We start from the raw sequence: 19,620 nt of genomic DNA on the forward strand, positions 1-19,620 counted from the left end.
TAAACTAATTATTATTCAAAACTAAATTCTTGTCAACCATTTCCTTCATTTTTTGGAAACAATTTCAGCTAAGCAATCGATGAATACAGATCGTGAATTCGGCATATTTGGTCTAAAATATGCGACATTTAATTCATCAGTTACAACTTTACACTCATAATCGTTGTCATATAAAACTTCTAAATGCTCTGCCACAAAGCCAACTGGGCAATATATGAAAGATTCATATCTATGTTCTTCAAATAAATCTCTCGTTAAATCTTGCACATCCGGACCAATCCATGGGTCAGGCGTATTTCCAGCACTTTGCCAACCAATTGTATAGTTTTGAATATTGGCAGCCTCCGCAATTAAATCTGCTGTATGCTGCAATTGCTCCACATAAGGGTCCCCTGCTGCAATAATTTTTTCTGATAAACTATGTGCTGAAAAAATTACGACTGCTTTCTCTTTATCTTCAATCTTTGTAAATGTTTCTTTTATTTGATCTACCCAATACGAAATAAACTTCGGTTCATCGTACCATTGTTCAATCGGTTCAATAACAGGACCACCGATTTCTTTCGAAAGACGAATAGCACGGTCATTATATGCTTTAATGCTAAATGTAGAATAATGCGGTGCTAATACGATACTAATCGCTTGCTCAATTCCATCGCGCTTCATCTCTTCTACTGCATCTTCTATAAATGGGGCTATATGTTTTAATCCTAAGTAACAAGTAAATTCATACTCTGTAAATATATTATTCATAGAATCTGTTAATTTATGCGCTTGCTCTTTCGTAATTTTTGCAAGTGGTGAAATTCCGCCAATTGCTTTATAGCGCCCGATTAAGTCTTGGAGTGCTTCTTCTGAAGGTTTATGCCCGTGGCGAATATGTGTATAGTACGCTTCTACATCATCTAATGATTCTGGCGTTCCATACGCCATTACGAGTAAACCTATTTTTTTCTTCGTCATCTATATAACACCTCAATTTTATAAAGTGAAACTTTAATCAGTGGGGGGTTCTTCATCCCCCACTGATTATTAGCCCTCACCAATCGGACTTTTATGGGCAGTTGATCCCCCACCTAAATTCTTTGCTTTCGCTGAATTTTGAGGTGGGGATCTTACTGCCCATTAAAGCGGGATAAATGAGAATCTTTTTCAAGAACATTTGTTTCCAATTATAACAACTAATAATAAGTACGTCAAAATAATTATTCTAAATAAGTATCTTTTCTAATATGATTTTAAATTTTATATGACAATTTATTTAATAAAAAGCGACTTACATAAAAGTAAGTCGCTTTTCTTCTATTCTTTAATATTTACCCCATATTCTTTAAACCAAACGTGAATTTGCGCTAAGTGAGCTAAAAGTTGCGGCCCAGTCATTAATTGACCGAACCAAGGCGATTGAAATGCACTACCGCCTGACTCAATTAATCCGCTCAGCTGTTCTTTATCAAATAGTTCGTGCAAAATTGAGCCTTTATCCGTTAATAAATTTTGTAGCCATACTGTTACTGCTTTCGTATAGTGCGGATTATGCGTTTTCGGATATGGGCTCTTCTTTCTATATAAGATGTCATTTGGAAGTAACCCTTCTAACGCTTTGCGCAATAGACCTTTTTCGCGGTTTTTATACATTTTCATTTCCCAAGGAATATTCCACGCATATTCGACAAGTCGGTGATCCGCAAATGGAACACGTACTTCTAAACTTGCCCCCATACTCATACGGTCTTTTCTGTCTAATAATGTTGTCATAAACCATACCATATTCAAGTAAAATAATTGTCGTCTCTTTGCTTCAATTGGGCTTTCTCCCTCTAAAACAGGAACTTCTTGAATAGATTCTTCATAACGCTGCTGTACATATTGTTGTAAATTTAATTTATTTCTCCATTCTTTCTTTAGCAGTTGTTCACGTGCTTCTGTAGAGCGCATCCACGGAAATGCACTCGATTGCAAATCATCTTCTCTATAAAACCACGGATAACCACCAAATATTTCGTCTGCACATTCCCCAGATAAACCGACGACAAAATCTTGTTTAATTTCACGGCAAAACCATAATAATGACGAATCGATATCTGCCATACCAGGCAAATCACGAACGAGTACCGCTTCTGTTAAATACTGTGCTAATTGTTCATTTGAAATGACGCAGCGATGATGGTTTGTTTGGAACGTCTCAGTCATCAAATGAATAAATGGCGCATCTGAATTCGGCTGAAACGCATTCGCTTTAAAGTATTTGTCATTATCTTCATAATCAACAGAGTATGTGTGTAATTGCCCTTTTCCTGACCTTGCGTATTCTTTCGCAGCAATTGCTGTAATCGCACTCGAATCTACACCTCCTGATAGAAAAGTACATAGTGGTACATCAGAAACGAGCTGCCTTGTAATCGCATCTTGTAATAAAAAGCGTGTTTTCTCTACTGTTTCTTCAAAAGAGTCTTCATGTTTTTTGCTTTCCACATTCCAATATCTCCATATACATAAACCGTTCTTTGAAAATGTCATCGCATGCCCTGGACGTAATTCTTTTATACCAGCATAAATGCCATGACCAGGTGTTCTAGACGGCCCAAGACCGAATATTTCGGATAATCCTTCTAACGTTACTTCCGCCTTCACATCTGGATGCGCTAATATCGCTTTTAACTCTGAACCAAATAGTAATCGCCCACTATCATATTTATAAAATAGCGGTTTTACACCTAGTCGATCTCGCGCAATAAATACTTGTTCTTTCTGTTCATCCCATACGGCAAACGCATATATACCGTTTAAATGATCGACACATTCTTCTTTCCATTCAATATAAGACGCTAATAGTACTTCCGTATCAGAATGACCTTTGAACGTATATCCTCTTCTTAATAGTTCCTTTCGAATATCTTCCGTGTTATACAGTTCACCGTTATAGCAAATTGCATAATTCGTTTCATCTTTTAAACAAGTCATCGGTTGTTTCCCGCCCTCAGGGTCAACAACGATTAACCGTTTGTGCCCAAATGCGACATTGCCTTTAATCCAAACTTTATTATCATCTGGGCCACGCTTCGCTAACGTCTCAGCCATCTTCGTAACGACGTCCCGTTCTCCTTCTAATGAGCGTTTATAATCCACCCATCCTGTAATCCCGCACATATAAATCATCCTTCCATCTTATTTCTTTTCTTGAACGTGCAGTAATCCCCACCCTAAGGGGTGCGGATCAAAAAATGAAAAACTTGACGATAACCTACTATCCACATACTGAATAGCATTTTCACTCAGTAAAACGTGTTTTATTGTATGCCCACCTATGTCTAGATGTGTCTAGTTATAAAGAATGCACGAACTGTCTATAACAGAAATAACTACTTTTCATAAAGGAGAAATCGTGTATGATACAACGTAACCATATTTTATATAACCAGCCTCGCGCTCATACAGTCGGTAATGTAGAATATATAAACAATGAATGGGTATTCTTTGATGATGAAAATGATGAAGCATTTTTATTAGAAGATATTGCCGAAGATGGCTTTGAGATTTTATATAACAACAACTGGCTACCAGCTCGTTTCTATGAACAAGATGTATTACAAATCGCCAACGAACAGCACCATTTGCAAAACGGGGAAATGATACGAATTCGAAAGAAATTACTTCTCAGCTATACGGAATGGCTCGAAGAATTACCTGACTCTGTCTTTACGTTATTAAGCGAATCATTGCAATCCCTTCATTACTCTTTATATGATTGCATGTATTGTCATAATTATTTATCTTTCTTACCGAAAGAGGAAGCATGCGAAGGAGTAAATATTCTTTTGTTTGATAACGAAGAAATGATTTGTACACTACAGCACCATTTCGTTCGTCACGCTACGTCAAATAAAAACATGTTCCGTTTTACGAAAGTAAACGGAGAAGAGTTGCATATCGATGCAACATAAAAATAAAAACCACCTTATCTCCCAAACATTTGAGATTATAAGGTGGTTTTATTTTTATTTGAATACGTACCAGCCAAGTGGTAATTTTAGTCCTAAGTATACTACCGCTACTAACGCAACAATAAATAAGCCCCAAACCGCCCCTGTTGGTTTGTTTTTGCTCATTTTTACAAGAACCATTTCCATTCCGCCGATAACCAAAATACCAGCTAACATTTTCATGCCGTACCACATGTGCATGCTACCTGTTGCTGTCTTCACAATACTCATGTACAACATGAATCCTGTCACAATAATGATGATATACATTAGGCGAAGCCCCATATGTACACCTTTACCTTTTCTTCCTGCTGAATAAAGTGAATACGCAACGAAGAATAAAATTAAACCTAACGCCCATGCTGTAATATGCATATGTACCATCGTATCCCCTACCTCCTCTTTTCACACTTTTTCACTCTATATGATAACATGTTCATTTATTTTCAGGAAATGTTTCGCTTTTTTACATTTAAATGCTATAATATTTAGAGTATTTACAAACTTCTTGTAATAACAAAAGGGGGAACAATCATGATTCAAACTAAGGATATTATCGAACTTACAGACACATACGGGGCAAATAACTATCACCCACTTCCAATCGTTATTTCTAAAGCAGAAGGCGTTTGGGTAGAAGATCCTGAAGGAAACCGCTATATGGACTTATTAAGTGCATATTCTGCAGTAAACCAAGGTCATCGTCACCCAAAAATTATTAACGCTTTAATTGACCAAGCTAATCGTGTTACGCTAACTTCTCGTGCTTTCCATAGCGATCAATTAGGTCCTTGGTACGAAAAAGTTGCGAAACTAACTAATAAAGAAATGGTACTTCCAATGAATACAGGTGCAGAAGCTGTTGAAACTGCAATTAAAACAGCTCGCCGCTGGGCTTATGATGTGAAGAAAGTAGAAGCAAACCGTGCTGAAATTATCGTTTGTGAAGATAACTTCCACGGCCGTACGATGGGTGCTGTTTCTATGTCTTCAAACGAAGAGTACAAGCGTGGATTCGGTCCGATGCTTCCTGGTATTATCGTAATTCCTTACGGTGATTTAGAAGCGTTAAAAGCTGCTATTACACCAAATACAGCTGCATTCATTTTAGAGCCAATCCAAGGTGAAGCAGGAATTAACATCCCACCAGCTGGTTACTTAAAAGAAGCTCTTGAAGTATGTAAAAAAGAAAACGTTTTATTTGTAGCAGATGAAATCCAAACTGGTTTAGGCCGTACTGGTAAAGTATTTGCTTGTGACTGGGACAATGTAACTCCTGACATGTACATACTTGGTAAAGCACTTGGCGGCGGCGTATTCCCAATCTCTTGCGTAGCAGCAAACCGCGACATTTTAGGCGTATTCGAGCCAGGTTCTCACGGTTCTACATTCGGTGGCAACCCACTTGCATGTGCTGTTTCTATCGCAGCTCTTGAAGTGTTAGAAGAAGAAAAATTAACAGAGCGTTCTCTTCAATTAGGTGAAAAATTAGTTGGGCAATTAAAAGAAATTGATAACCCAATGATCACTGAAGTTCGCGGTAAAGGCTTATTCATCGGTATCGAATTAAACGAGCCAGCGCGTCCTTACTGTGAACAACTAAAAGCAGCTGGGCTATTATGTAAAGAAACACATGAAAATGTAATTCGTATCGCACCACCTCTAGTAATCTCTGAAGAAGATTTAGAGTGGGCATTCCAAAAAATTAAAGCGGTATTATCGTAATAATAGAGAGGTTGTCCTACATGTTGGGACAACCTCTTTCTTTTTATATTGATTTATACTAAAATAAAATTGTAATTTTCTGTATTTTATTTTAGAAAGCAGGTGCGATATGTTATTAAGGTATGGTAAACATATTAACTATTTGGCTACATCTTTTATTTTAGTTACATTCTTTGGCTTCCTCTTTTCCGTAACATTGCTTAGTCACTACTCAACTTCTACTACATTCACACTACTGAAAGCATCATTTTGGACTGCTGTTATTCTTACTATCATTGGTTTTGGACGAGAAAAAAGTGCACTTACGGTTATACTATTTGGCATTTGTACACTTGCATTCATTGGTCTTTACACTTTTTCGGTTATCGATTACCTCTATCACCCAAGGCCATAAAAAAGAGCTATCTTCGATAAGATAGCTCTTTTTTCATTTCACTACATTTCGCAAAGTACCAATTCCTTCTACTGTGATGACAACTTCATCACCAGCATGCAAAAACTTCGGTGGTGTGAAACCTTTTCCGACACCAGCCGGCGTTCCTGTTGCGATTATATCTCCTGGTTCTAGCGTCATACCTTTACTTATCGTTGAAATAATTTCTTCTATTGAAAAAATCATTTTATTTGTATTTGAAGTTTGCCTTACTTCCCCGTTTACTACCGTTTCAATGTGTAACGCATTTGGCGCACTAACCATTGATTTATGAATTAGATACGGTCCCATCGGACAAAATGTATCGAAACTTTTTCCAAGGAAAAATTGTTTATGCTTCCTTTGAATGTCGCGAGCAGTTATATCATTTATAATGGTGTAACCAAAAACATGCTCAAGCGCTTTTTCCTTTTTTATTTGTTTCCCTCGCTTACCGATGATGATAGCTAGTTCTCCTTCATAGTCTAGTTCATTCGTTGCGTGGGGATGACTATTAATTTTTTCATCCATTCCAATAACTGTCGTTGGCGCTTTCGTAAAGATCATTATATTTTCCGGAATGGATTCTACTCCGCCCATTTCTATCGCATGCTCACGATAGTTTTTTCCAACGCAAAGAATATTCTTCCTTGGCCTTGGAATTGGTGCTAATATTTTCACCTCAGTTAACGGATAATACGCCGCCCCTTCATTTTCCTTCGCCCAATTTACAATATCACATATTTTTTCAAAGCATTCGGTTCCTCTTTCAATACACTCTAACATCGTAATCGGAATCGTAACCTTTTCCCCTTTTTGTCTTTGCGCTTCTCTTAAGTGCAATACCTTTTCTTCCTCTTCATCCACAATACCTACAAATACCTTTTCATCTTTCTTCGCCGTTACCAAACGCAATATTTCCACTCTCCATCCTAAAACTCATACCCTTTAATTGTATTCGCATCCGTAAGAAAAAAACCTTCTCATGCACGCTAATTTTTACAATATTCTTCTCATATTCTATTCGTTACTCCTATACATTTGGCATAAAATGTAGAAATTTTACTTTTTTTAGCGAAGGTATTTCTTTTTTATGGGTTTTTTGTATAATATGTACTACATATATACTAAAAATTTCATTTAGAGATGGAGCCGATTTCAATGTTTGAGCAAGCGATTGAAAAAAAACGTGAAAAAATGATTTATTTTGCTGAACGCTACGGAATGACTTCTCAAAAAACAGTGGATTGTAGCCAAGAACTGGACAGGCTCTTAAATGCAATTTGGCATGTACATACGGATTTTCACCCTAATCAAACACTCGATACACACACGCAATAACGCGTGTGTTTCTTTTATTTCAAAAAAACACACATTTTATTGAAAACGCCCATACAATAGTAGAAAAGAAAATTTTAAAAACGAAAGGTGTTTTGTATGCCAGCTATGGTCGGACATATTCGTATCGTTAATATTGGATCAAGTGGTATTTTTCATATTGGAGATGTATTTGCGATTAGGCCTATTAGTTATTCACGTGCTTTTGCGGGGGCCGGCTCTTTTAATGTTGGAGATAACGTTTCTGTCTACAATTATCAAAGCGCAACGACTGTTAATGACTCCGATGTAATTGATCAAGCGATAATCGGTTCAACTTAGAGGAGGCGATTGTATTGAATTTTTACGTAAACCAAAGCATCATCATTAACAGCATTAGAATTGATAGCATTACAACCTCTTCTGTATTCCAAATTGGTACTGCTGGAAGTATTAAAGCCCTATCTAAATTCTCAAATAGTGGTGGATTTACAGAACCCCTTCGCCCATTACAAGCGAAAGGACAAATTATTTCTATCAAACCATCAACTAGTTCTTCTTAAGACATCCTTGTCATAAATATATAGCAGGAATATATTTACCCTCCCTATTGAAAAGGAGGTTTCACAAAATGAATCAAGATATATATACTTACTTACACCAACTTCAACAAGCTCTTCAAATACAACAAGCATCCATCCTGAATTTAGAGGATCAAGTGCGCCAATTACAAGAAGAGCTTAACGAATTAAAAAATCGCCCCTCCTCTTCTGTAGGAAAAGTGGAATACAAATTCGATCAATTAAAAGTAGAGAATTTAAATGGTACTTTAAATATTGGTTTAAATCCGTTTTCAGCAAAAGGACAGCAAATTGAAGATTTCCAAGTGGATACAGAAACATTAAAAGTAAATCCTGAAACAGATACAAATCCAGACTTTTACCAAGGTATCCTTCAAGAAATGCATCGTTACTTAGATGAAGAAGCATATAATCGAATTCTCCATTTTGAACAAGAAGAGAGAACACCGCTCGATGAAATGTATCGACAAATGATGGTGGATGACATAAAAAAACAGATGGAGCATAGACTTCCTTATTATTTAACACAAGCGCAATCATATGAAGGGATTTCAACAGATCCAGATTATTTACGAGATATCATTATTCAAGCAATGAAACATGATATTGACAAAGCCTTCCTCTCTTTTATTCAACACATACCGGGCAATTTCCGAAAGGAGTAAGTATGTATGAATCTTAACGTTGTAAATCGTGAATTAAAAGTCGGACAGATTAAAATGAACGGTGTATCGTCGTCCGCACTCTTTTTAATCGGGGATGCGAATCTCCTCATTCTATCTTCTATTCTTGATACACCATTTGAAACTGTTACAGAGGGTCCATTTGTACCATTAGTCACAGATGTCCCTCCTACTCCAGGTTAAGGAGACTGAGAAATTATGTTACATCATGTGTCTGTTGTCCAAAATGTTTCTATTATTTCTTTAGGGATTACTGCCGTATTTCAAGTTGGGGACGCAAATCAAATGGAGTTAAAAAGTAGAGCTCTTGCCGTCCATAGGGAAATTCCTTGTTATATAAAAGGCGAAGGTCGCTTAGATGCATTTGAAATATTTACAGATGAACATGTCACAATCCCCAAACGAACGACAGATGTAAAATTAAACATTGTAAATGAATGTCCTTTTATTGAAGTGAATGACGTTGAATTACGAACCCTTTTAAATTCTGGTTGCTTTCAAATCGGAAATGTTGATTATGCTTTCAATAACTCTCGTATTATGCAAATTCGCCAATATATTACGGATGAACCTTCTGCTCAATAATTCATATAGTAATTAAAAAACTTAGTAAAGTAGGTGGATGGTATGCCTTCCGTTGTTGGAAATCTCGTCGTTCAAAACAGTAATGGTTCTTTTAATTTAGGGGATTTTTATAATGTGTCTCCGAAAGAAAATACGAAAGCTTATAACGGATCCGGAGCTTCCAATGTTGGATTTGTCGTGAATACTTTTAACGGTGTTAGTGCAACAAATACGTTTGATTCTGATGTGGCCGATCAAGATCAAATTGGAACAGCGTAAAAAAAAGTAGGAGAATATCTCCTACTTTTTTCTTATTACAATTTCATTTTATTTAAACGATAACCCAGCTTCCTCCAAAGCCTTTCTAAGCTTCGGCATAGACGCAGGTCCCATACCATGCAGTTTTAAAATTTCTTTTTCACTATACTTTGATAGTTCTTCTATCGTGTGAATTCCATGATGTTGCAGCGCATTTCGTGCTGGTGATGAAAGAAGTGAAAGAAATTCTGTTTTAGGTTTCTTTTCTTTCTCGCAAGTCGGGCAAGTTGGACAATCACTACTTTTATAGTATTCATGGCCTTTTTCACACGTTCTTAACGTTTTTTCTGTTGCCATTTTCAAGTCCCTCTATTCTTCAATTTTCACAACATGATTGCCATCAAAGAAGTATAAGCATTTCTCTTTCACAGGATGTTGCAAGCTTTTTTCAAGTGCCTTTGCATACAACGAAAGCTGCACTTTGTATCGATCTTCTAAAATCGGTTTCGCTTGATCGAATCCGCCTGGGAACTTCCCTTCAATCGTATCTGTTTTAAAGTCGATTAAAGTGATACCGTCTTCCTCTTCAATCATGCAGTCGATAACCCCTTGGACAAGAATTGATTCCCCACTCTGTCCTTGCCAATCTTGATATGCTTCTTCTGCTGCAAGCATCATCGTAAATGGTACTTCACGCTCAACGCTTTTCGCCGCTAATACTCTTTTACCTAGATCACTGTCAAAGAATGAAATGACTTTTTCGATTGCTATTTCTTCGGCTTGTTCGAATGTTAATAGTTCTTTATTAACCATGCCACTAATTTGCTCCCGAATCACTTCTTCTGTAATCGGCTTCTTCAAATCAACATGTTGCATGACAGCATGAACTGCCGTACCTCTTTCAGCGTATGTTAATCCTTTTTTCTCCATAAAACGAGGACGTGTTTTAATTGGCGCACGCATTTTTTTAATAAAAGCGTTATCGCTACCTTCTTCAGATTGATAATTTCTCTTTATTTCCGTAACAGATTGTTTCGCGCGGTGAGATGTTGCTTCATCATATCCGTACTTCCACATTAATCTATCGTACACTTCTTCTTTTCGTTCACTTTGCAGGGGAACAGCTTTTTTCTCACGAAGTGCTTCTAGTAATTCTTGTTTCTCTTCTTGAACCGGTTCTGGCGCAAGTAACGTGCTACCGTCTACAACTTCAACTTTCCAGCTCGCACTATATCCATAAATCTCACCTGGAATACTCCCTTGTCCTAATTCAAGAAGCATTTCACTATCACGATGTCTATATAATGAAGGCGCAATCCAGTCTAAATAACAAGACGCTCCGGCACGTATATGGTCTGGTAATAACCATTCACTATGCTCCCTTGCATCAAGCCATTTTTCCATTTCCTTATTTGCATCCTTAACCGTTCCGATTAAAATTAACTTCTCTTTTGCACGTGTTAACGCTACGTATAATACGCGCATTTCTTCGGCGATTAATTCCATTTTCATTTTACGCTTAATTGCTAGTTGCGATAATGTCGTATATTTAATACGTTTACGAGGATCGATAAATTGTGAACCGAAACCGAAGTCTTTATGCAGTAAGAAACGTTTCATTAAATCTTGTGTATTAAAACGGCGACCAAGCCCCGCAACAAACACGACTGGGAACTCTAATCCTTTACTTTTATGAATCGTCATAATACGAACGACATCTTCTTGTTCACCTAAAGCTCTCGCCGTACCCATATCGTCACCGCGTTCTAAAATACGCTCAATAAAGCGTAAGAAGCGGAATAATCCTCTAAACGATGTTGCTTCATATTGTCTTGCGCGGTCATAAAGTACACGCAGGTTTGCTTGCCTTTGCTTTCCGGCTGGTAAACCGCCAACAAAGTCGTAATAACCTGTCTCACCGTACACTTTCCAAATCAAATCAGAAAGAGACTGTTGACGCGCAAATTCACGCCATCCTTGCAGTAAGTTATAGAACCACTCTAATTTATCATGTAGTTCTTGTTCTTCCTCAAGCGGTGCCCCTTTTAAGAATGAGCTCATCACTTCATAAAACGAACCTTTCTTCCCATGAGCACGAAGCGTCGCAAGTTCTTCATCATTTAATCCAACGATTGGTGAACGAAGCACTGCGGCAAGTGGAATATCTTGCATCGGATTATCGATTACGCGGAATACGTTCATCATAATATTTACTTCTATCGCTTCAAAGTAACCAGTCGCAAGATCAGCGTATACTGGAATTCCTTGCAATTTTAACTCTTCCATAATTTGCGGCGCCCACGGCATAGAGCGAAGTAAAATAACGAAGTCGCGGTATTGTACAGGGCGCATACTATCCGTTTTACGATCATACACTTCATAACCTGAATCAACCATCGCTTTAATGCGCTGCGCCATAAGACGAGCTTCAAGTTGCGCTTTTTCTACTTCTGCACCTTCTTCACCGTCTTGCACTTCTTCTTCCGTTTGCTGAATGCATAGTAGTTCTGCCGCTACATCTTCACCTTCTGGATAGCTAGCACCTAACTTTAATTCAGCGTCTGCATCATAGTCGATTTCTCCGACTTCTTCACCCATAATTTGTTTAAAAATAAAGTTCGTACCTGCTAACACTTCATGACGACTACGGAAGTTTTTCGCTAAATCAATTTTCATTCCGCCGCCCAATCCTTCTTGTGTGAAGCGTTTATACTTTCCTAGGAATAAACCTGGTTCTGCTAGTCGGAAACGATAAATCGACTGTTTTACGTCCCCTACCATGAACAAGTTTCCTTCACTCTCAGAATCTTTCGTTACAAATTTAATAATGGATTCCTGTACGAAGTTCGTATCTTGATATTCATCGACTAATACTTCAGCAAATTTATTGCGATATTGGAGCGCTACTGCTGATGGCTTCATCTCACCATTTTCACTTTGTTCACTTAAAATTTGTAAACAGAAATGCTCTAAATCTGTGAAATCGACCATTCCTTTATCTCGTTTCATCGCTTGGAAACGCTCTGTAAATACTTTTACAAGTTGAACAAGCTTTTCTAATACAGGATGCATATCTTGAAAATCTCGTAAGAAACTTTCAGGTTTGCGGCTAAATAACTCTTCTTGTAATTTCTTCACTTCATCTTTCGCTTTATTACGAAGAGAGTCTACTTGTTTTACAACATCTTCGTTGTAATCACTTTTCTTAATACGCTTTAATGTTTGCCACGATACGTTTTGCATCGCTTCGTACACACTTGTCCACGATTTACGAGCAGCTAATGATAACGTTCCAAGTAAAACTGCATCAGCTTGCAAGGTTTCAACGCGAGGCGCCGGGCCGTCAGGAAGCATTGCGAGTTCGGTTGCTTTACGAATATGCTGTTCCGCTGTTTCAAGCTGGAATTTCACATCTTCTAATAAGTAAGAAGCATACACTAAATCTTCAATTGTCTTTCCTTCTACGTCGTATGCTTCTACTAATTTATCGAGCCATTTTTCCGGATTTGGATGCGCTCTTGATTCTGTATGAAGTGCTAAAATCATACGCTGTAAGTCATCATCACTACGATCACTCGTATAACGATCAACGAGTTCAAAGAATATCGTATTATCTTCAATTCCATACTCTGCTTCTAATATGTCATCTAATACTTCTTCTTTTAATAATTCGTTTTCTGTTTGATTCGCAATGCGAAAACGAGGATCAACATCAAGCATGTAGTAGTATCCTCTAATTACTTGTAAACAAAAGGAGTGAATCGTTGAAATAGAAGCTTTATTTAATAAGCTAAGTTGCTTTCTTACATGCTGCGACCCTGGCTCATCAATTAATACTTTTTCTAACGCTTCCCCAATTCTGTTTTTCATCTCTTGCGCCGCTGCATTCGTAAATGTTACAACGAGCAGGCGGTCGACATCGACTGGATTTTCTTCACTTATAATCTTTTTAATAATACGTTCAACTAATACTGCTGTTTTCCCTGATCCAGCTGCTGCTGCGACTAAAATATCACGTCCGTTCGCTACAACCGCTTTCCACTGGTCATCTGTCCACTGACTACCTTCTGGTTTTTTAGGCCAATTTTCAATCATTCTCCGCCAACCTCCTCTCTAATTTTCTCCATCGCTTCGCTATCTTTCATATCTTTTAGCGTACGGAATTGATTATCTTCAAGTGATTCATCGAACTGACAAACAGATTTGAAGTTACAGAACGTACATGCCGCTTTATTCCCCTTTTTGTAAGGAGCAATATCGATAACGCCTTCTGTAATGTCTTTTCCGATATTTTCAAACGTATGGTGTACGTATTTTTGCAATACGTTAAACTCTTGTTCACTTGCAATGCTCGAACGCGCACTAAAGCTACCGTCTTTTTTCAGGCCAGCAGAAATAATATCAGAGCTTCCTGTTGAAAGTTTATTATCCATTAAACGAACAACATCAGCATCGCCTAGCACGAGTCCTTTCATTTTAAATTTCTTTAAAATTTCTTTTTCGATTTCTGCTTCAGATGCGTCACCTTTCATCTCAACGATTGGGTTATGAATATGGAAGTACAGTACACCAGCCGGTGATGCAGTGCCGCCTTTTTTCATCCACGTATGTGCATTTGAAGTAACAACATCTAAATACGTTAACATTTGAAGTGCTAATCCGTAATACACTTCCGTTAAGTCTAACGCTTTTGAGCTTGATTTATAGTCAATAATACGTAGGAACGTACCACTTTCATCTTCTGCCTTATCAACACGGTCAATACGGCCAACTACTTCCATCTTCACACCATTTGGTAATGAGAATTCCATCGGTGGAAGAGATCCTGTACCACCCATACCGAATGGCACTTCTAAATCAACTGGTACGAAACCACTTGATTTCGCGTGCTCACGAAGAATGATTGACGTACGGAAAATGATTTGTTGTAGTTTTTGTTTTAAATAGAAATGACGGTTTGAACTTAATAAAATTTGTCTTTGTAATAACGGTGCAATCTCTTCTATTACTAAAACAGAAAGATGCTCACATTCTTTTATTGATAAATCCGCCCAAGTACGATTTTCACGTAATAGCCTGTCTGCAATTCTCTTCAGCGCTGCATGGAATAATTCCCCGATATCTGGCGCATCCAGTTTGAAAATATCACGCTCTCTTAATGATAAACCGTGCTGCGCGAAATGAGCATATGCGCAACGGTTAAATAGTTCCATACGAGAGACGCTTCCTTTTATTGTGTCTCCGTATAAATCTCTACTTACAACTGAACTTAGCTTTTTCGCACGATTTCGGTAGAATAAGCTTGATAATACGCGGCTACTTTTTTGCTTCCATTCATCTGAAGTAACGTAGAAATTATATACGTCCCACCAAAAGTCTAAATTCCCTTCAAATCCGTATCGCTTCCACGTTTGAAGTTGCTGCATTACATATGACAGCGTTACTTCTGGCGTTGCTACGTATGAAATTTGTTCCGAACGTGATAAATCATTTACGTCATTCGTAATAAATGTATCTTTCACATCAGGGAACATTCTTTTTATTTTCTTAATAAAGCTAGACGCAAGTAACGTCTTTCCTTCCTCATCTGCAAGCGGACAAGAAATATATAATTTCTCTGTCGCTCTCGTTACCATTTGGTACATAACGAACTGTTCTTCTAATAAAGTTTGTCTCGTCGTTGGTGCTAATTCGATACCTGCAGCACTAAGAACATCTCTTTCTTCATCAGAAAGCATACCTTCATCCATAGGTGCTGCTGGAATTACACCTTCATTCACGCCAATGACAAATGTTGCTTTCACATTTGATAATCTAGAACGATCAATATTCGCAATTAACACTTGGTCTAATGACGGCGGAATGTTTGCGAATTGAAGCGCCTCAAGCCCTGTCGACATAACGTCTGTGAACATAGAAAGTGACATTTTCTCCTCGCCAAGCATTTCAACGAACGTATCAAGAAGACTCATTACTTCTTCCCATACTTGCTCATGATCTGTCGCAAATAAGAAATCTCCGCTCTCTTCTGCACGAACACGTAATGCTTCTAGTTTTTTCGGAACATCAAGCTCTTCTAAAAATAAGTAAACAGCTTCGCACATTTGCATAACTGTTCCCGCACGTTTCAGCCTTTTTTGCATACGAATAACAGGCGTTCTTACAACGTCGCGCAGTCGATTTATTTTCTCTTCCATTTCACGTTCACTGTCTGTAATCATCCCGTCTGTATCGTCAAGAGAACGATAGCGGCGATACATCCATGGATCTTCAGACGTCCATCTCTTCCCTTGTACACCGTACGCTAAACAGTAGTTTTCAAACTCATCCATCTCTTCGCGCATCGTTTCTTTTCTTACGTCTAATGGATATAAAAGCTCTGTTTTCACGCAGCGAAACACTGCATCATAACGCCAATTCCCACTAATAATCTCTAGTGCAGAACGAATACATTCTACTAGCGGATGATGTGACATCGGGCGTTTTTCATCGATGAAGTGCGGGATATTATAATCTGTAAATAACGTTCGCATCACATCGTAATAACTTTCCCCATTACGAAGAAGAACCGCAATATCTCGGTAACGATAGTCTTCGTCCGCCACAAGTCTACGAATTTCACGAGCAACACCTTCTACTTCAGCTCGTAAATTCGCTGCTGTATGAATCGTTACACTTGCTTCCCCGTGAAACTTTTCATTTGGTCGTGCTTCATAATGAGTTTCTAAATGCGCTAATGCTTGCGAATGAAAACGTGGTTGTTCCATAAGCGGAATTGTTTTTTCAATTTCTATCTTCTCTTCACGTGCTACTTGTTTTATTTTTTCATACGTTAACGTCGTTTCATAAAATAAATCTAGTTCATTTACTGGCTGCGCTAACGTTTTTTCATCTATCGTTAACGTGATCGTAACTCTCGCTCCGCAAATCATAAGCTGTCTTACAATTTCTAGCTCTTGCGGTGAGAACGAATGAAATCCATCTATATAAATTTCAGCCCCATTTACATATTCAGATTGCGGAAGCTTTTCGACTAGCAATTGCAGGTAGTCTTCTGAATCTAAATATTTTCCGATTAAAGCACGTTCGAAATCATCATATAATAGTTGTAGATCATACACTTTATTCGCTAATAGCTTTTGTTCGGCACTGCTACTATGCGCATCTAATTGTTGCCACATTTCATATACGTTAGATGGCGTCACGTTGTAACGTTTAAACTCCGCAATCATACTACCAAGATGTTCAAAGAAACCGTTTTGCTCCGCTGCTTTTTGGAACACTGATAATCCATCTTTACGAGACTCTACAATTTTACGAAGTAGCATATGTACGCCTGCTTCATCAATGTGAAGACGACTCGCTCCGCCAACTTCTTGCAGCACCTTCCACGCTAACCGTGAAAAACTAAAAACTTGTGCCCGAATAGAACCTCTAACATCCTCACTACCAATTAACGCCTGCTGTGTTTGGAATGTCATCTGTTCTGGCACAAGATATAATATTGTTTCCCCTCTTGGGCGCTGCTTTAACTCTTCTTGCACTTCGTGTAAACAAAGTGTACTTTTTCCACTTCCCGCTCTACCAATCACAAATCGAAGTGACATGTAACCCCACCTTTCACTTACATAACGAACGTTAGTTTGCTACTATAATTGTATTATAGGACACGAAAAAAGACAAACGGAGTAGTTTGTCTTTTACTATACTTCTACCTATTATATCAACCTTTTGAAAAATTCGTTTGCACCTCTTGAATTGGCCAATATCGTAAATCAACTTTACCGACAACTGTATCAGCTTTTACAAATCCAAAGTGTCTACTATCCCAGCTTCCGAGTCGGTTATCGCCTACTACAAAAATATATCCAGGTGGTACCGACTTTTCTTTCGTTAACTCTTCTAGTTTAAAATCACCTGTTAGTTGTCGTCCATTTGTCTCTTTCTTATACGTCTCTAAATAAGGTTCATCCACGAATTGTCCGTTTATATACAGTTTATCATGCTTATATTCAATTTGATCCCCAGGTAAACCGATAATTCGTTTTACATAGTCCTCTTTTTTATTCGCATGAAACACAACAACATCAAACCTGTTCAAGTCCCCTACTTGATAACTCACCTTATTTACAACGAGCATATTGCCATCTTGCAATGTCGGCATCATTGACTTCCCCTCTACAACGTACGTTGAAAAGAAAAACGTTCGAAAAAATACAGCTAATAATACACCAATTAAAATTGTTCGTATCCACTCTATGCCTTCTTTTTTCAAAGTTTTCTTCATCCGCTTCTCCCCTTACCCTTTAATAATGAAGCTTTCCTTTACAAAGAAGACTATTCTTAATGTAGTTCTAACTTTACTTCGATTTTCTTGCCGACATACCATAAAATAAAAATACCAATTGCTACAATGACTGATTTCACCGGATTATGAATAAATGACATTAAATCATGACCGATATACGTTAAAATAAAAATCATCACAAGTTTTCCGAACGCGAGCGCAAGACCAAACTGTTTTACACTAATGCGAGATAAACCAGCAACAACATTTATAAGCGCAGACGGTGTAAACGGAAAACAAAATATAACGAAAATCGGCGCGAACCCTTTCCTTTCAATCCACCCCATTGCCTTTCGTACTCTCTCATGCTTATTTACAAAAGAAAAGAAACGACTTCGGCCAAAATGGCGGATAATGAAAAAGACAAGTAAAGCACCCATTACTGATCCAAGCCACGAATAAAGAAAACCGAGCCAAAATCCAAATGCAACAGCATTCGCCAATACAAATACGATGAGTGGCAATGCCGGAATCAACGCTTCTATCATCGGTAAACCAATACCAAGAAGTGGTCCGAACGCTTTATAACTTTCAACAATATGATCCATATTTTCTGGTGAAAAATACTCTTTGATTGTCTGAAAATCCATTCTACACTTTACCCCTTTACTCTAAGTACTACCTCTACTGTATCATCGCTTATATGAAAGAGGAAATGGTAGATACGACATATGGAGATGTAATTATTAAGTTTCCATATCTTTCATTAGAATTCCTTCATTATTATGCTATGATAATCTATCAATATTCGACAGGACTTGTCGCGATTTTAGAAGTGGTCCTTTTGTTTTGGTAGCAAATTCCTCGGTAACTGAAATTATATCGGCGATTTTCTGAATATATCGACCATAACTCGCTTTTTATCAGCGATTTCTCGAATATATCAACCACAACTCGCTTTTTATCGGCGATTTCTCGAATATATCGACTTACCGACAAAAACTGACAAATAAAAGGATGGGGGGTTCCCCCATCCTCTTACACTTCGCCTTCTTTCACAAAATATACTTTCTCGTATGCTGGTTTTAATCTAGATTGTTCAGTTTTATCAATCTCTTTAAAACAAGGGCTCCCTTGTTTTTTCCTACGATCTTCATATTCAGTACGCAATTTCGCTGTACGATTTTGTTGATTTTCAAAACTACTTTTTGATATTTCTAATTTCACAGCAAAGCCATTTATAAATCTAACAATAACATTTCCGTCCTTTGACTCTTTATTACTTTCAATATAAAAATGAGACAACCAAGCACACTCTTTTCTAGAGTATGAATAAGTGGGAAAAAAATAAAGTTGATCTGTCGGACTAATCGCAATCGGTGCTTTATGTGTAATATGAGTTAACTCTTTCGTTCCTTCTTTTCTGCCTAAGAAACTAGAACCATGCTTGCGGCAACTTCTTTCTATAATATCTAGAGGCTTTTGAAATACGAAAAAGGAATCTTCCCTCTCAACAACTCGTGTAACAATTTTCTTTTCACTTAGAATAACAGGAAGTAAGGCCATTGTATTTTTATTTACCACATAGTTTTCAACATAACGTTCTACTTTACTTTCCATATTCTACTGTCTCCTTTTTTCCATTTATATTAGCAGCTGCATATATAATTTTAGCATCTACGAAAAGGAATTGGTTTACAGATTCCGCTTTTTTACAATACTTTATCATTTATCAAACATCTTTCAAATTATAAAATAATGATATAGTGATTCCATAATTTAAAACCTATACAAATGCATATATACTACC

At 37.6% G+C, this 19,620-nt stretch carries 19 protein-coding genes and 1 pseudogene; 10 read left to right on the forward strand and 10 right to left on the reverse strand.

The genetic code is table 11. From position 1 onward, the window contains the following. Positions 1 to 4 precede the first annotated feature (4 nt). Both hemH and asnB read right to left on the reverse strand, forming a co-directional pair. Positions 5 to 963: pseudogene (hemH, locus tag AABL52_RS21075) on the reverse strand (ferrochelatase). 339 nt (positions 964 to 1,302) lie between these two features. Further along, positions 1,303 to 3,150 (reverse strand): asparagine synthase (glutamine-hydrolyzing), encoded by a 1,848-nt coding sequence (gene asnB / locus AABL52_RS21080; protein ID WP_097845330.1) that lies wholly within the window; start codon positions 3,148 to 3,150, stop codon positions 1,303 to 1,305. 239 nt (positions 3,151 to 3,389) lie between these two features. Here asnB and AABL52_RS21085 point away from each other — a divergent pair, with 239 nt between their 5' ends. Further along, positions 3,390 to 3,944, forward strand: a complete 555-nt coding sequence (locus tag AABL52_RS21085) for a DUF2777 domain-containing protein (protein WP_000616067.1) — start codon at positions 3,390 to 3,392, stop codon at positions 3,942 to 3,944. A 54-nt stretch (positions 3,945 to 3,998) separates the two neighbouring features. Here AABL52_RS21085 and AABL52_RS21090 read toward each other — a convergent pair whose 3' ends face one another. Then, complete coding sequence (locus tag AABL52_RS21090) at positions 3,999 to 4,367, reverse strand: YisL family protein (protein ID WP_341518331.1); 369 nt, start codon at positions 4,365 to 4,367, stop codon at positions 3,999 to 4,001. 150 nt (positions 4,368 to 4,517) lie between these two features. On the opposite strand from AABL52_RS21090, the gene rocD reads away from it, so the two are divergent. Then, positions 4,518 to 5,708 (forward strand): ornithine aminotransferase, encoded by a 1,191-nt coding sequence (gene rocD, locus AABL52_RS21095; RefSeq protein WP_000616654.1) that lies wholly within the window; start codon positions 4,518 to 4,520, stop codon positions 5,706 to 5,708. A gap of 109 nt (positions 5,709 to 5,817) precedes the next feature. After that, positions 5,818 to 6,102, forward strand: coding sequence for a hypothetical protein (locus tag AABL52_RS21100; RefSeq protein WP_076535967.1), 285 nt, complete (start codon positions 5,818 to 5,820; stop codon positions 6,100 to 6,102). A gap of 33 nt (positions 6,103 to 6,135) precedes the next feature. Here the strand turns inward: AABL52_RS21100 and AABL52_RS21105 are convergent, their stop codons facing one another. After that, on the reverse strand, positions 6,136 to 7,035 hold the full coding sequence (locus AABL52_RS21105) for a fumarylacetoacetate hydrolase family protein (RefSeq protein WP_176546283.1): 900 nt from the start codon (positions 7,033 to 7,035) through the stop codon (positions 6,136 to 6,138). Positions 7,036 to 7,281: 246 nt separating this feature from the next. On the opposite strand from AABL52_RS21105, the gene AABL52_RS21110 reads away from it, so the two are divergent. From AABL52_RS21110 to gerPF, 7 genes are all read left to right on the forward strand, one after another. Then, positions 7,282 to 7,461, forward strand: a complete 180-nt coding sequence (locus tag AABL52_RS21110) for an aspartyl-phosphate phosphatase Spo0E family protein (protein ID WP_000462840.1) — start codon at positions 7,282 to 7,284, stop codon at positions 7,459 to 7,461. A gap of 96 nt (positions 7,462 to 7,557) precedes the next feature. Beyond that, positions 7,558 to 7,779, forward strand: coding sequence for a spore germination protein GerPA (gene gerPA, locus AABL52_RS21115; RefSeq protein ID WP_001111187.1), 222 nt, complete (start codon positions 7,558 to 7,560; stop codon positions 7,777 to 7,779). Positions 7,780 to 7,793: 14 nt separating this feature from the next. Beyond that, positions 7,794 to 8,000, forward strand: coding sequence for a spore germination protein GerPB (gerPB, locus tag AABL52_RS21120; RefSeq protein ID WP_001012513.1), 207 nt, complete (start codon positions 7,794 to 7,796; stop codon positions 7,998 to 8,000). 68 nt (positions 8,001 to 8,068) lie between these two features. After that, positions 8,069 to 8,683, forward strand: coding sequence for a spore germination protein GerPC (gene gerPC / locus AABL52_RS21125; RefSeq protein WP_071721606.1), 615 nt, complete (start codon positions 8,069 to 8,071; stop codon positions 8,681 to 8,683). Positions 8,684 to 8,689: 6 nt separating this feature from the next. Beyond that, positions 8,690 to 8,884: a spore germination protein GerPD gene (gerPD, locus tag AABL52_RS21130; protein WP_001052807.1), complete on the forward strand. Its 195-nt coding sequence runs from the start codon at positions 8,690 to 8,692 to the stop codon at positions 8,882 to 8,884. Positions 8,885 to 8,899: 15 nt separating this feature from the next. Beyond that, a complete protein-coding gene (locus tag AABL52_RS21135) occupies positions 8,900 to 9,286 on the forward strand; it encodes a spore germination protein GerPE (RefSeq protein ID WP_088095504.1) in 387 nt (128 codons plus the stop codon). Between the two features lie 42 nt (positions 9,287 to 9,328). Continuing rightward, a complete protein-coding gene (gene gerPF / locus AABL52_RS21140; RefSeq protein WP_001141566.1) occupies positions 9,329 to 9,544 on the forward strand; it encodes a spore germination protein GerPF in 216 nt (71 codons plus the stop codon). A gap of 48 nt (positions 9,545 to 9,592) precedes the next feature. On the opposite strand, the gene AABL52_RS21145 is transcribed toward gerPF, so the two are convergent. From AABL52_RS21145 to AABL52_RS21170, 6 genes are all read right to left on the reverse strand, one after another. Beyond that, on the reverse strand, positions 9,593 to 9,880 hold the full coding sequence (locus tag AABL52_RS21145) for an RNA polymerase alpha subunit C-terminal domain-containing protein (protein WP_341518332.1): 288 nt from the start codon (positions 9,878 to 9,880) through the stop codon (positions 9,593 to 9,595). 12 nt (positions 9,881 to 9,892) lie between these two features. Further along, complete coding sequence (gene addA / locus AABL52_RS21150) at positions 9,893 to 13,618, reverse strand: helicase-exonuclease AddAB subunit AddA (RefSeq protein WP_341518333.1); 3,726 nt, start codon at positions 13,616 to 13,618, stop codon at positions 9,893 to 9,895. Beyond that, positions 13,615 to 17,130 carry a helicase-exonuclease AddAB subunit AddB gene (addB, locus tag AABL52_RS21155; RefSeq protein WP_341518334.1) on the reverse strand — a complete coding sequence of 1,172 codons (3,516 nt, stop codon included), beginning with the start codon at positions 17,128 to 17,130 and terminating at the stop codon, positions 13,615 to 13,617. The genes addA and addB overlap by 4 nt, the downstream gene beginning before the upstream one ends. A gap of 116 nt (positions 17,131 to 17,246) precedes the next feature. Next, a complete protein-coding gene (lepB, locus tag AABL52_RS21160) occupies positions 17,247 to 17,810 on the reverse strand; it encodes a signal peptidase I (protein ID WP_048545235.1) in 564 nt (187 codons plus the stop codon). A 56-nt stretch (positions 17,811 to 17,866) separates the two neighbouring features. Further along, on the reverse strand, positions 17,867 to 18,460 hold the full coding sequence (locus AABL52_RS21165) for a TVP38/TMEM64 family protein (protein WP_000347517.1): 594 nt from the start codon (positions 18,458 to 18,460) through the stop codon (positions 17,867 to 17,869). A gap of 388 nt (positions 18,461 to 18,848) precedes the next feature. Beyond that, on the reverse strand, positions 18,849 to 19,430 hold the full coding sequence (locus tag AABL52_RS21170; RefSeq protein WP_097845323.1) for a competence protein ComK: 582 nt from the start codon (positions 19,428 to 19,430) through the stop codon (positions 18,849 to 18,851). Positions 19,431 to 19,620: the final 190 nt, after the last annotated feature.

Source organism: Bacillus paramobilis, from assembly GCF_038096195.1.
GTDB classification, from domain to species: Bacteria; Bacillota; Bacilli; order Bacillales; family Bacillaceae_G; genus Bacillus_A; species Bacillus_A mobilis.